Origin of the sequence: Pseudoxanthomonas sp. UTMC 1351, from assembly GCF_040948865.1 — a bacterium.
GTDB lineage: Bacteria > Pseudomonadota > Gammaproteobacteria > Xanthomonadales > Xanthomonadaceae > Pseudoxanthomonas_A.
This window is the reverse complement of record NZ_JAVGJT010000004.1, coordinates 1-13,268: the sequence shown is the minus strand read 5'-3', so window position 1 is coordinate 13,268 and position 13,268 is coordinate 1. Positions and strand designations below refer to the sequence as shown.

Genomic DNA, 13,268 nt, shown 5'->3' with positions numbered 1-13,268 from the left:
CGTTGTTTGGAAGAGTGGCCGGTCCAGTTGCCACCACAATCAAACGCTTCTGAGATGCGGATTAGGCCAGGAAAGCACCCATTGTTTCTCATCCGTTCTAATCTGCGTTGATCCGGGTCAAAGGATTATTGGCTTACAGCGCGCCGTCGCCGAGAATGCGCGACAATCGGTCCATGCGTTGGAGGATGCGATGAATCCATTACCGCCATTCGAAACCCACGCGGTGGAAAACCAGCCACCACCGTTCGAACCTCGAAACTTGTGGGCCGATGATATCGCCTTGCGCGAAGCCGTTGCCCGCGAAGGCGCCAGCGCTTTCGCAGATTCACTGAAGCGCTACGCCGTACTGGCAGGTGATGAGTTGTATCGCATCGGTTTCGAGGCCAACCGCGACAAGCCGCGCCTGAAGACACATGACCGATATGGTCACCGGATCGATATGGTCGAATTCCATCCGGCCTACCACCGACTGATGCAGGCGGCGAAAGAAAACGGGGTCGCCGGTTTGTCCTGGCATCAGCAACATCCTGGCAGCCAGGTCGCGCGCGCGGCGCTGAGTTATCTGCATCACCAAGTCGAATCCGGTACCAGTTGCCCTCTGACGATGACTCACGCGGCGGTGCCGGTGCTCCGGCGGGAACCGGCTCTGCGCGAGTGGGCGGACAAGGCCGCCGCCCCGGTGTACGACCCGCGCGATATTCCGGTCACGGAAAAAGCCGGCATCACCCTGGGCATGGGCATGACCGAGAAGCAGGGTGGCTCCGACGTGCGCAGCAACACTACGGTGGCCACGCCCTTGGCGGGCGAGGGCGAATATGCGCTGGTCGGACATAAATGGTTCTTTTCCGCACCGATGTCGGACGGCTTTCTGGTGCTGGCGCAGGCGCCTGGCGGACTCACCTGCTTCCTGTTGCCGCGCCGCATGGCCAACGGCGACAAGAACGCGTTTCGCGTCATGCGGCTGAAGGACAAGCTGGGCGACTGGTCAAACGCATCCAGCGAGGTGGAATTCTGCGGAGCGTGGGCGCGCCGCATCGGTGACGAAGGACGCGGCGTGGCGACCATCATCGAAATGGTGATGTATACGCGGCTGGATTGCATGCTGGGCTCGGCAGCGGAGATGCGCATGGCGTTGGCACAGGCGGTGCACCATACGCGCCATCGCCACAGTTTCGGAAAGCCGCTGATAGAGCATGCGTTGATGGCCAACGTGCTGGCCGATTTGTCGCTGGAGTCCGAAGCCGCACTGGCGTTTTCGCTGCGGGTGGCGCGCGCGGTGGAGGCTTCCGCCGGCAACCCGCGCGAAGCTGCCTTCGCCCGCATCGCTACCGCTATCGGCAAATACTGGATATGCAAACGAACGCCGGCCTTCATCAATGAAGCGCAGGAGTGTCTGGGCGGTGCGGGTTATGTGGAAGAGTCCATGTTGCCGCGGCTGTATCGGCAAGCGCCGCTCAATTCCATCTGGGAAGGCAGCGGCAACATCCAATGCCTGGATGTACTGCGCGCGCTATCGCGCGAACCGGAAACAGGTGCGGCCGTGTTGGCGGAGTTGGCGGCGGCGCGCGGAAACGATGCGATATTCGATAGCTGGCTGGAGCGGTTGCAGGCGGAACTAGCACCCGGCCATATCAAGGAGGCGACTGCGCGCGCGCTGACGGAGCGATTAGCGCTGGGCCTACAGGCCGCTGTATTGCTTAGAGCGCAAAGCCCGGCAGCGGAACTCTTCATCCGCAGCCGCCTGGGTGGCGAACATGGGTTGGCATTCGGTACGTTGTCGGCAGGCGGTGACATTGCCGGCCTGATTGCGCGTGCATTGCCGCTGTAATCCTGATTCCTGCGAGTTGGCTGTTGCGGCGATGGTAGGAGCGCCGTCCTCGGCGCGAGCTTTTGCCTTTATTCGATGCGTGCCCGGAAGGATTTCGCAGCCGGACGCGGCTTCTACAACAGCGAACCACCTGTAGGAGCGCCGTCCCGGCGCGAGCTTTTGCTTCTATCGTGATCTGACAGGAAGAGCTCGCGGCGGGACGCCGCTCTATAAGAGCAAAGGCCGCTTCTACAAAAGCGAATGGCCATGACCCAGTAGGAGCGCCGTCCCGGCGCGAGCTTTTGCTTCTATCGTGATCTGACAGGAAGAGCTCGCGGCGGGACGCCGCTCCGCGCCCCGGTAGCTCCTCGGCACGCGCGATCAAGAACGCGCCGCAGCGCGTCCAGATGGCGAGCAGTGGGCTTCAATAGCTCTTCGCTTGACAGGAAGAGCTCGCGGCGGGACGCCGCTCCGCGCCCCGGCAACTCCTCGGCACGCGCGACCAAGAACGCGCCGAAGCGCGTCCAGATGGCGAGCAGCGGGCTTCAATAGCTCCTCGCTTCTATCGTGATCTGACTGGGAGAGCTCGCGGCGGGACGCCGCTCCTACAAAAGCAAGGCCGCCCTACAACAGCGAGGGAGCTACGCCTGCGCGGCAGTTCCTTGCATCGCAATCGTCCGTGAGCCGGTGATGATCATCCGCACCATGTCCGACAGCTGATCAATCAGTTCGGCGTCCTTCTCCGTGGGCAAATCCATCGCCGTGGCGCCCACGGCGAAGACCAGCCGAGTGATGGCTTTGGATACCAGCGCCGGTTGATGCAGTTTGGCATTGTCGCGTTGCGCCAGGCGGACCAGATCCACGCGCAGTTCTTCTTCGAAGAAATTCAGTTCGCGATCCACCGCCTGCTTGAACGCATCCGAGCCCACCGTGCCTTCCCGCAACAGCACATGCAGCAGCTTGTCGTCGGCGCGCAGTTGCTCGATGAAGGCTTCGATCGAGCCACGCACGATGCTGCGGTCGCTGCTGGCTGCGCGGTGGCGCGCCTCGCCGATGATCTTGCGCAACGAGCGTCCGGCCAGATCGATCAGCGCCACCGCCAGCTCGTCCATGTCGCGGAACTGGCGATAGAAGCTATTCGGCGCTATTCCCGCCTCGCGCGCCACCTCGCGCAGGCTGAGCGTGGAAACGCTGCGGTGCGGACCTATCAGCTTCAAAGCCGCCGCCAACAGGTCTTCCCGCGAGATCGACGCTTTGCGGCCCGGGCCGTGATCTTCGTGCAGGGTGGGAAACGGGGGTGACGTCACGGGATTAGCTGAACCGAAGGCAGGGATGATGGCATCATAGCCGCAGAATTAATATACACGTGTATACACAAATGTATTCACATGGGTATAGTACGCCCCATGAATGCTCAAGTTCGCCCCATACGCCGTGGAACCAGCCCGTTCAGGCGATTGCTTCGCCCGCTGATCAAGCCCGATGTCTTTGATTTCTGGGCTTCGTGCGTGAACCCCCATTGGACCTGGGAACGCCCGCTGGCCAAGCTGGTCGCGCGCGAACCAGCATCGCGCGATGCCGTGACACTGCTGTTCAAGCCGAACGCGCACTGGGCGGGTTTCCAGCCCGGCCAGCACGTGAATCTGGGCGTTGACGTCGACGGCGCGCGCCTGACCCGCAGCTACAGCCTGACGGAACCGACGCGGACGGATGGGTTGCTCGCCATTACCGTTAAGGCCATCGAAGGTGGCCGGGTCAGCGAACATCTATGCCGCGGCGCGAAGCTGGGCGACATTTTCGAGCTGGGCGCAGCTTTCGGCGAAATGACGCTGCCCTCCCGTCCGCAAGGCGCCTGGCTATTCCTGGCCGCCGGCAGCGGCATCACGCCGCTGATGGCGCTGATCCGTCAGCTGGCCGGGCAGGGCATGCCGGTCGATCTAACCCTGGTGTATTGGGCACGGCAGCGCGATGAGTTCTGTTTCCTCGATGAACTGCGCGCGCTTGCCGCAGCCCAGCCGCGCTTTCGCCTGCGGTTGATGCTGACTCGCGAGCCCGCGCTACGGGCTGATGAAGGCGAAGGCCGCATCGATGCGGAGTTGATTTCCACGCTGGACCTGCGTGTCGCCCATCAGCAAGTGCTGGCTTGCGGCCCTGGCGGTTTTGTCGATACCGCGCGCGCATTGCTCGGCGAACACGCTAAGTCATTCCAGGCCGAAGCCTTCACTCCGCCGCCGATCACCATCGACGATACCGGCGATGTCGAAGTGCATCTGCGCCGCAGCGGTCGCCGGTTGCGCTTGCCCCGCGGCCAATCGCTACTGACCGCTTTGGAGGCCGAAGGCCTGAAGCCTGCCTCTGGCTGCCGCATGGGTATCTGCAACACCTGCGCCTGCGGGAAATTCTCTGGTAGCGCACGTCAGCTGCACACCGGCGAGCTGATGCACGAAGCCACACCGGCGTTGAAGCTGTGTATCCATAGCGCCGCCACCGACCTCGAACTCGATCTCTGATGACCCGCTCCCAATCAGTCCATTCCAAGATGAATACTTCTCGCAATCGTGCCCTCAGCGCCTCAGAACTGGACCGCTTCGGCGAAGAGCTCGACGCACTGCGCGTGCGGACGGTTGCCACGCTGGGCGCGCGTGATGCTCGTTACATCCGCAACGTTGTCAAGGCGGTCCGCTACACAGGGCTCGCCGGCCGCATTCTGTTGTTCGCCGGCGCGGTGCTGGGCGGCTTGGCGTTGACAGGCGCGGCATTTGCTCCGTTCTTCCTACCAGTGTGCATCTTGGGCACGGTGCTGTTGGGGCTATCGAAGATCCTGGAGAACATGGAGCTGGGCCACAACGTCATCCATGGCCAATACGATTGGATGGGCGATGCCCATCTGAATGGTCAGACCTACGAATGGGACATCGTGGCGACCAGCGAGAACTGGCGCAAGACCCACAATTTCCGCCACCACACCTACACCAACGTGCGGGGCATGGATGACGACATCGGCTACGGCCTGTTGCGCGTCTTCCCGGAACAGCGTTGGAAGCCGTTCTACATGGCGCAACCGGTCATCGCGGTGTTCTTCGCGCTGCTGTTCCAGTGGGGCGTGGCCATCCAGGATCTCAAGCTCGGACGTTGGTGGCACGGCAAGATGAGTGGCGCACAGCTGCGGCGGAATTTTCGTCCCGTCGGCAGAAAAATGGCGCGGCAGCTGATCAAGGACTATCTGGTGTTTCCGTTGATGGCTGGCCCGTTCTTCCTGCCGATACTGCTGGGCAATATGGTCGCCAACGGCATGCGCAATGTATGGACCTTCGTCATCATCTTCTGCGGCCACTTCACCTTGGATGCGGAAACCTTCCCCAAGGAAAGCATCAAGAATGAATCGCGCGGCCATTGGTACCTGCGCCAGCTACGCGGCTCTTCCAACATCGGCGGCGGCCCGGTCATCGATGTTCTGTCGGGCAACTTGAGCCATCAGATCGAGCACCATTTTTACCCGGATATTCCTGCCAACCGCTACGCAGAGTTGGCCCCGGAAGTGCGCGACATCTGCGCCCGCTATGGTCAGCACTACAACACCGGCTCGCTGCCCAAGCAGTTTGGCGAAGTCATCTGGCGGATAGTGCGCCACGCCTTCCCCAGCCGCCCGCGTGCTGCCGTGCCGTTGATGCAGCCGGGTTGAATCGCGGATCGTGGAAACACGGATCGTAGGAGCGCCGTCCTCGGCGCGAGCTTTTGCTTTTTCGCGATCTCACAGGAGGAGCTAGCGGCGGGACGCCGCTCCGCGCCCCGATAGCCCCTCGGCACGCGCGATCAAGAACGCGCCGCAGCGCGCCCGGGTGGTGAACGGCGGGCTTCAATCGCTTTTCGCGACCTGATGGAAAGAGTTTGCGGCGGGACGCCGCTCCTACAAGGCAAAGGCCGCTCCTACAAAAGCGAATGGTCATGACCCTGTAGGAGCGCCGTCTCGGCGCGAGCTTTTGCTTTTATCGCGATCTCACAGGAAGAGCTCGCGGCGGGACGCCGCTCCTACAAGGGCAAAGGCCGCTCCTACAAAAGCAATCCGCCCCTTCAATCCAAAAACTGCAGTCGCGCCAGTTCCGCATACAGGCCGTCCTGCGCCAGCAACTCTTCGTGCGTGCCCTGGGCGACGATGCGGCCGCGGTCCATCACGACGATACGGTCGGCCTTTAATACAGTCGCCAGGCGGTGGGCGATGACCAGTGTGGTGCGGCCTTCCATCAGGCGTTCCAGCGCGTGCTGCACGGCGCGTTCGCTTTGTGCATCCAGTGCGCTGGTGGCTTCATCCAGCAACAGGATCGGCGCGTTCTTCAACAGGGCGCGGGCAATGGCGATGCGTTGTTGCTGGCCGCCGGACAGGCGCGCGCCGCGTTCGCCGAGTTGGCTGTCGAAGCCTTCCGGCAATTCGCGAATGAAATCGTCGGCTTCGGCCGCCTCGGTCGCAGCGATCAACTCCGCTTCGGTCGCATCGAGCTTGCCGTAGCGGATATTGTCGGCAGCGCTGGCGGCAAAAATGGTCGGTTGCTGCGGCACCAACGCAATCTGTTCGCGCAGTTCGGCGGGGTCTAATTCACGCAGGTCGATGCCATCGACACGGATCGCGCCGGACTGCGCATCGTGGAACCGCAGCAACATCGAGAACACCGTGCTCTTGCCGGCGCCGGATGGTCCCACCAGCGCCACCGTCTCACCCGGGTGCACCGTCAGGTCGAATCCGTCCAATGCAGGCAGGTCCGGCCGGGACGGGTAGTGGAAGATCACGTTGTCGAAACGAATTTCGCCGTGCACCGCAGGCAGCGGTTTTGGCCGCGCGGGAACGGCGATATCGGAAGATTCCTGCAGCAGCTCCGCAATACGGCCCATGCCGCCAGCGGCACGTTGCAGTTCGTTCCAGACTTCTGCCAACGCACCCACTGAGCCACCGCCGATCAGCGCGTACAGCACGAACTGCGCCAGCGTACCGGCTGTCATATTGCCTTCGACCACGTCATGAGCGCCCGACCACAGCACCAATACGATTGCACCGAATATGAGGGTGATGGCAGCAGCGGTCACCCAAGCCTGCGCCCGGATACGCTTGCGCGCGGTTTCCACCGCAACCGCTACGGCGGCGCTGAAGCGGCCGCTTTCATAAGGCTCGCGCGCGTGCGCCTGCACGGTGCGCACCGCGCCCAGGGTCTCGCTTGCCAACGTGTTCGCGTCGGCCACCCGATCCTGACTGGCACGCGAAGCTTTTTCCAGGCGTCGTGCGCCCAACACAATCGGCAATACCGCCAATGGGATGCCGAACACCGCAAAGGCCGCCAGCTGCGGACTGGTAACAAACAGCATCGCCATGCTGCCGATGACGGTCACGCTACTGCGCAACGCGACCGACATGCTGGTGGCCACGACATTGCGCAGCAACTCGGTGTCGGCGGACAAACGCGAAACCAGTTCGCCGCTGCGGCTGCGATCATGGAATTCGGCGCCCAAACCGATCAGGTGGCTGTACAGCTGCTGCCGCAGGTCGGCGACGACTTTCTCGCCCAGCAGGGAAACAAAGTAGAAGCGCGCAGCGCTCGCCAGCGCCAGCACCACGGCCGCCAGGAACAGCAGCACGAAGGACTGGTTGATATTCGCCCCGCCGTCGCTGAAGCCATGGTCGATCATTTGCCGGAACGCCGCTGGCAAGCTGAGGGTCGCCGCCGAAGCGACAGCCAATGCGCTGAGCCAGGCCACGAACAGTCCTGTGTGCATACGGATGAACGGCCACAAGGCGCGGAGACTGCCGAGCTTGGGCTTGGGTTTGGCTGCGCTGGGTTTGGACTCGGCGGGAGCAGTCTCTCTTGCGTCGGCGGCAGGGGAGTTCATCAGTTATCCGGTGGAGGCGTTTGTGGGAGCGGCTTCAGTTCCAGCGGATCGCGATGAACCATCGCCTGAACTGAAGCCGCTCCCACAAGTGCCCTATGGACGATTCACTCTTTAGGTGCCGCTTCCGGCGCATCGATAAACCGTACCCGGTTACGTGTGGCGTCGCGGAGGTGGCTTTTCAAGGCGTCCACGCAAGTCTCGGGCATCTGCAATCGGAGTTGCGCCCCTGATTCGCCGAAGCTTTCGCCCAGTTTTTCCGCGTGATGAAGGCCCAAGGCGTCGTGCACATGGCCCAGATCCTCGAACAGGCAGGCTATCTCCAGTTCGCGCATGGCGATCAACGGCCGGCGTTCCGCCAGGCGCAGGCATTCCGCCGCCGCGCCGCCGTACGCACGCACCAGGCCGCCGGCGCCCAACTTGATGCCGCCGAACCAGCGCGTAACGACGACGACCACTTGGTCATAGCCTTGTCCTTCGATGGCGGCCAGGATCGGGCGTCCGGCTGTGCCGGCAGGTTCACCATCGTCGCTGGAGCGATATTCGCCCCCGATCCGGTATGCCCAGCAGTTGTGGGTAGCGGCCTGGTCGGCGACCTGCGACAGGAATGCCAGTGCTGCTTCCGGTGCCGTGACGGGTGCGGCGTGCACGATGAATCGGCTGTGCTTGACCTCTAGAACTCGTGAGGTGGACACGATCAGGGTGTCGCTCATTCTTCCCCGAGCAGCGGGCGCAGGTCTTCCGGCACGCGTTGGAACGGATGCGCGTCGACGAACATCCGCAGGCTGGCGCTCGCATTGCCGCTGTCGCCCAGATCACGCCGCAGGCGGATGCGGTCCAGCCATTCCGCTGATGCCAGCTTGGCGTCTTCGGCGACCGGCAACTGCAGATCGGTGCGCCTCAGTGTGGCGCGTGCCGAGCTGGTTTCTTCGATGCTGTCTTGCGCAGCGGCGCTGGCGGCGGTTGGCGGTGACTCCTGCCGCCGGCGCTGTTCGCTCTCCCGCAGCAACAGACGATTGCTGGTGGCTTCATCGCGCGCGCGTTTGGCCTGTGCCGCTTGCTCGGCCTGCACGGCGGCTCGTTCTGCGTCATGCGAGGCCTGCAGGGTTGGCGCGGATTCTGCCGGGGCGCCGGCGCGGGCATCTTCGGCGGGCGCAGGTGGGGCCGGTGGTGGAGGCGGCGAGTAACGATCGGTCTCGCGGGTGGTTGATTTGGGCGTGGGTACCCGAGCGAGCTTTCTAACAGGTGCGGGAGCACGCGCTGCCGTGTCCGACGCGGCTGGCTTTTGTAGCTGCCGTGGACTGGCGGGCGCGGCGATCTCTGGATCTTGCGTTATCGGGAACGCTTCGGGCGCCGGAGAAAGTGGCGCGGCATCCGCGGTCTGCTCGGCTACGCCGGTGGCTGGGGCTTCCGCAGGCGCCTGTATGGCGGGCTCAGGAGCGGCAGCTGCAGTGGGAACTTCGCTCGCGATGGGCGCTTCCTCTAGCGGCCGCAGCTGCCAGGCCACACCCACGGCCAGCAGTACCGATGCCGCCAAGCCCAGCGCCACCGGCCAACGGGGTTTTCGCTCGCGGCGGTTGGTTTCGGCCAATTCCGCATGCGCCGCTGCCATGATCCGGGAATCCAGCGCCGGCGCAGGTTCGCCATGCGGGCCGAGGCGCGACAGCTGGGCGGCCAACTCGCGTTCTTCCGGTGTCAGTGGTTCTTGTCGCCTGATCATTCGCTCAATCTCGCACGCAGCTTGTCCATCGCGTAACGCAGCCGCGATTTGACGGTTTCCCGACCCACGCCGGTGATCTCGCCGATTTCCTCCAAGGTCAATTCCTGTTCCAGCCGCAGGTGCAGCACCTCGCGCTGATCGTCCGGTAGTTCCGCCATGGCCAGTTGCAACCGGCGTCGCTGCTCGAATTCCGACAGCTGACGCTCCGGTGTGTCCGGGTCCTGCACCCGGGCGGTCCGGTCCTCGGCATCGTCGGGAGCCGGCGGCCGGTGCTTGAGCGCACGCCAATGATCATTGAGCCTATTGTGGGCGATGCGGAACAACCACGTGGTGAACGCGGCCTCCGGCTTCCAGCCACGCCGCGCCGCGATGACCCGTTGCCAAACGTCCTGGAAGAACTCATCGGCCAGCGCTGGATCGCGCGATTGGCGGAGCAAAAACCGGTACAGCGGGCCCCGGTGGCGGGCATAAAGCTGTTCGAAGGCATTGGCGTCGCCGGCCGCATAGGCCAGCATCAGCGATTCGTCGGCGGGTTCGGCAAGATCGTTCACCGGCGTCAGGGTAAGCGGTTCCCGCGCGCGCGGGAAGCCGGAGCGGCTGTCCGGATGTGTCCGCTTCGGACGGCCGGGTGCGTTCAGCGGAGAAGCGGCGGCGAAATCCGTAGGTGCGGCAGGCATGAGCATAGGACTAATAAACGGCCAGCCCATCCGAGCGGGGTTTCGGATCGATGATTCTCCCTGAGAGCCGTAATAGCCTGGATAGCGGTATGCTCGCCGTTGGGGAAATCCCGTTGTTATCTATGCCGCCACATCGCCTTCTTTGGGACCAGGAATGCCCAGCCGACCCGTAAGCGCCGACATCTCTCGTGTCGACACTCCGTCATCGCCGATTGACCGGGTCGTCCAGATCCTGTGCGGCATGCTGCCGGATGGCGCGGCCTTGGGCGTGTCCTGGCGCGACTGGGCGCTGGGTTCGGGCGCGGCCTTGTCTTCCAACGCGCTGCCTGTGCTGCGCCGACGGGCCGAACAAGCGCTATCAGATGCTCCTTCCCAGGACCTCGACGAGCCCGATGTACACGTGCATGCCTGGGGCAACGCCGACGGCAATGCGCGGATGGCGATTGCCTGGTCGGTGCCACAGCCATTGAGCTCTGCGGAAGAGGAATCCTGGCTGCTAGTGGCCAGAACCTTGCTGGTGACAACCCAGGATGCGGCGCGCGCGCAGGCACGCGTGGTGTCGCTGGAAAAATCCAAGCGCCTGCAGCAGGCGCTGTACGAAATCGCCGATCTCGCCAGCGCCGATCTGGAGATGCCGGAGATGCTTCGGCGTATCCATACGGTCGTCGGCTCGCTGATGTACGCGGAAAACTGTTACATCGTGCTGTACGACGACCAGCGGCGCACAGTGCGTTTCCTGTATTTCGCCGACCAGCGCGACCCCTACGTGGCCGAGCCGGGGCGCGAATTTAGCGAAGAGGAAATGGTCAACAGCATGACCTTCGCGCTGTTGCGCCACGGGCAACCGCTGCGTGGGCCGTCATCGGTCATCCGGCAGAAGCTGGGCGTCATGCGCGACCCCTCACACGGGCCTGACAGTCTCGACTGGTTGGGCGTTCCGATGCGCCGCGATGACCGCATCTGCGGTGCCATCGTGGTGCAGAGCTACGATGCCCCAGCCAGCTATGCCGACGAAGATCGCGCCTTGCTGGGCTATGTGGCGCAGCACATTCTTACCGCGCTGGATCGCAAGCACGCGCACGTGGATCTGGAGCGGCGCGTCGAAGCACGCACGCACGAACTGCAGCGCGCCAACCGCGAACTGCAAGCGGAAATCATCGAGCGCAAGCGCGCGGAAAAGCTGCAAGGGGCGTTGTTCCGCATCACCGATCTGGCGATCACCTCGGAAAACCTTGAGCGCTTCTACGCCGATGTGCATGCGGTGGTGGATGAGCTGATCAATGCGCGCAACTTCTATATCGCGCTGGTGTCGGACGTGGGCGATACCTTGCAGTTTCCGTATTCCATCGATGAACGCGACCCCATACGCCAGTCCCGGCGCCTGACCAACGGGCTGACCGAATATGTCATTGCCAGCGGCAAGCCATTACTGGCCGACCGCGAGGTGATCCGCAAGCTGGCCGAGCAGGGCAGTCTGCAGCAGCATGGACCGCCGGCGTACAGCTGGTTGGGCGTGCCGCTGTTCCGCGGCGAGGACGTGGTGGGTGCGGTCGTGGTGCAGAGCTATTCGCCCGATGTGGCGTTCACTGCGCACGATCAGAGCCTGTTGATGTTCGTCGCGCATCACATCGGCAACGGACTGGATCGCCAGCGTGCGCAGGAGCGGCTGCGCGCCGCCCACGCGGAACTGGAACGGCGCGTGGAGGAGCGTACCCGTGAGTTGGCCGATGCCAACAATCAACTGCTGGCGCAAATCGCCGAGCGCCTGCGTGCGGAGCAGCGGCTTACTTATCAGGCCACGCATGATGCGCTGACCGGGCTGCCCAACCGGCCACACCTGCTGGATCGCCTGTCCGCCGCCATAGAACGCGCGCGCCACGGCGATGGCCAGGCCTTCGCGGTGCTGTTCCTGGACCTGGACCGGTTCAAGCTGGTCAACGACAGCATCGGCCACGCGGCCGGCGACGAACTGCTGATCGAGGTGTCACGCCGCATCAGCCTGACCATGCGCGCCAACGACGTGGTTTCGCGCCTGGGGGGCGACGAATTCGCCATCCTCGTGGAATATGCCGACGGAGAGGAGAGCGTCCGCGACCTGTCACAGCGGTTGTTGTCAGTGCTGGGGCGGCCGATGTGGGTGGCCGGACGCGAATTGTTCCCCTCCGCCAGCCTAGGCATCGCGGTCTGGCATCCACGTTATCGCAACGGCGAAGAACTCCTGCGCGACGCCGATGCGGCGATGTATCGCGCGAAGGAGCAGGGGCGCGATCGCTGCGCCATGTTCGACGAGGCCATGCGTGAAGCGGCGATGCAAAGCCTGGATCTGGAAGCGGACCTTCGCCGCGCCATCAACAACCACGATTTCATGCCTTACTACCAACCGATCACGCGCCTGGAAGACGGCGAGGTGATTGGCTACGAGGCGTTGCTGCGCTGGCAGCACGAACGACGGGGGCTGTTATTGCCGGCGGAATTCATCAGCCTGGGCGAAGGCAGCGGCTTGATCGAACAAGTCGACTGGCTGCTGTACGAACAGGTGGTGCAGCAGATCGCGCGCGGCGGCGAAGGCTACATATCGGTCAACGTTTCGCCACGCCATTTCCGTTCACCGGACTTTGCCGACCGCCTGCTGGCGATGTTCGACAGCGCCGGCGCGGATCCCTCGCGACTGCGCCTGGAGATCACCGAAGTGGCGCTGCTGGACGATGCACCACGCACGCTGCGCATCCTGCGCACGCTGCGTCAGCACGGCATCCTGGCGCAGCTGGACGATTTCGGCACCGGCTTCTCGGCATTGTCTTACCTGCACCGTTTCCCGATTTCGGTGCTCAAGATCGATCGCAGCTTCATCGCCGGCATCGGCAGCGAAGGCCGCCCGGAAAGCCTGGCGTTGGTGCGCGCCATCCTGGCGCTCGCCAGTACGCTGGGCATCGATGCCATCGCCGAAGGCGTGGAAACCGAATGCCAGCGGCAGGCTTTACTGGACCTGGGCTGCTGTTTTGGTCAAGGCTATCTGTTCGGCCGCCCCGCACCGCAGATGGGTGGCGTGGCGACGGTGTAGAGGCTGACGTACGGCCCGCCTTGTGGGAGCGACGTGAGTCGCGACCGGAAAGCCAAAATGACTAGTGCATCTCGATCATGCGCCCCATTGAGAGCACTGGGTTCTGCGGATTTCCGGTCGCGACTCACGTCG

General features: G+C 63.6%; 9 protein-coding genes. 4 read left to right on the top strand and 5 right to left on the bottom strand.

The window, feature by feature from the left end; all coding sequences use genetic code 11:
• Window positions 1–190 precede the first annotated feature (190 nt).
• Window positions 191–1,828, top strand: coding sequence for an acyl-CoA dehydrogenase family protein (locus AB6O04_RS01950; protein ID WP_368561950.1), 1,638 nt, complete (start codon window positions 191–193; stop codon window positions 1,826–1,828).
• A gap of 620 nt (window positions 1,829–2,448) precedes the next feature.
• Here the strand turns inward: AB6O04_RS01950 and fabR are convergent.
• On the bottom strand, window positions 2,449–3,090 hold the full coding sequence (fabR, locus tag AB6O04_RS01945) for an HTH-type transcriptional repressor FabR (protein WP_368562211.1): 642 nt from the start codon (window positions 3,088–3,090) through the stop codon (window positions 2,449–2,451).
• A 123-nt stretch (window positions 3,091–3,213) separates the two neighbouring features.
• On the opposite strand from fabR, the gene AB6O04_RS01940 reads away from it, so the two are divergent.
• Together AB6O04_RS01940 and AB6O04_RS01935 are read left to right on the top strand one after the other, a co-directional pair.
• On the top strand, window positions 3,214–4,317 hold the full coding sequence (locus tag AB6O04_RS01940; protein ID WP_368561948.1) for a ferredoxin reductase: 1,104 nt from the start codon (window positions 3,214–3,216) through the stop codon (window positions 4,315–4,317).
• A 29-nt stretch (window positions 4,318–4,346) separates the two neighbouring features.
• On the top strand, window positions 4,347–5,489 hold the full coding sequence (locus tag AB6O04_RS01935) for a fatty acid desaturase (RefSeq protein ID WP_368561947.1): 1,143 nt from the start codon (window positions 4,347–4,349) through the stop codon (window positions 5,487–5,489).
• Between the two features lie 389 nt (window positions 5,490–5,878).
• Here AB6O04_RS01935 and AB6O04_RS01930 read toward each other — a convergent pair whose 3' ends face one another.
• The 4 genes from AB6O04_RS01930 to AB6O04_RS01915 all read right to left on the bottom strand — a co-directional run bounded on the left by AB6O04_RS01930 (window position 5,879) and on the right by AB6O04_RS01915 (window position 9,949).
• The gene (locus AB6O04_RS01930) at window positions 5,879–7,681 is read right to left on the bottom strand and encodes an ABC transporter transmembrane domain-containing protein (protein WP_368561946.1); all 1,803 of its coding nucleotides are present in this window, start codon (window positions 7,679–7,681) and stop codon (window positions 5,879–5,881) included.
• Between the two features lie 104 nt (window positions 7,682–7,785).
• The gene (locus AB6O04_RS01925) at window positions 7,786–8,391 is read right to left on the bottom strand and encodes a YigZ family protein (protein WP_368561945.1); all 606 of its coding nucleotides are present in this window, start codon (window positions 8,389–8,391) and stop codon (window positions 7,786–7,788) included.
• Window positions 8,388–9,398: a hypothetical protein gene (locus AB6O04_RS01920; RefSeq protein ID WP_368561944.1), complete on the bottom strand. Its 1,011-nt coding sequence runs from the start codon at window positions 9,396–9,398 to the stop codon at window positions 8,388–8,390. Before AB6O04_RS01920 ends, AB6O04_RS01925 begins: the two co-directional genes overlap by 4 nt.
• Window positions 9,395–9,949 (bottom strand): RNA polymerase sigma factor, encoded by a 555-nt coding sequence (locus AB6O04_RS01915; RefSeq protein ID WP_368562210.1) that lies wholly within the window; start codon window positions 9,947–9,949, stop codon window positions 9,395–9,397. The genes AB6O04_RS01920 and AB6O04_RS01915 overlap by 4 nt, the downstream gene beginning before the upstream one ends.
• Window positions 9,950–10,316: 367 nt before the next feature.
• On the opposite strand from AB6O04_RS01915, the gene AB6O04_RS01910 reads away from it, so the two are divergent.
• The gene (locus AB6O04_RS01910) at window positions 10,317–13,136 is read left to right on the top strand and encodes an EAL domain-containing protein (protein ID WP_368562209.1); all 2,820 of its coding nucleotides are present in this window, start codon (window positions 10,317–10,319) and stop codon (window positions 13,134–13,136) included.
• Window positions 13,137–13,268: the final 132 nt, after the last annotated feature.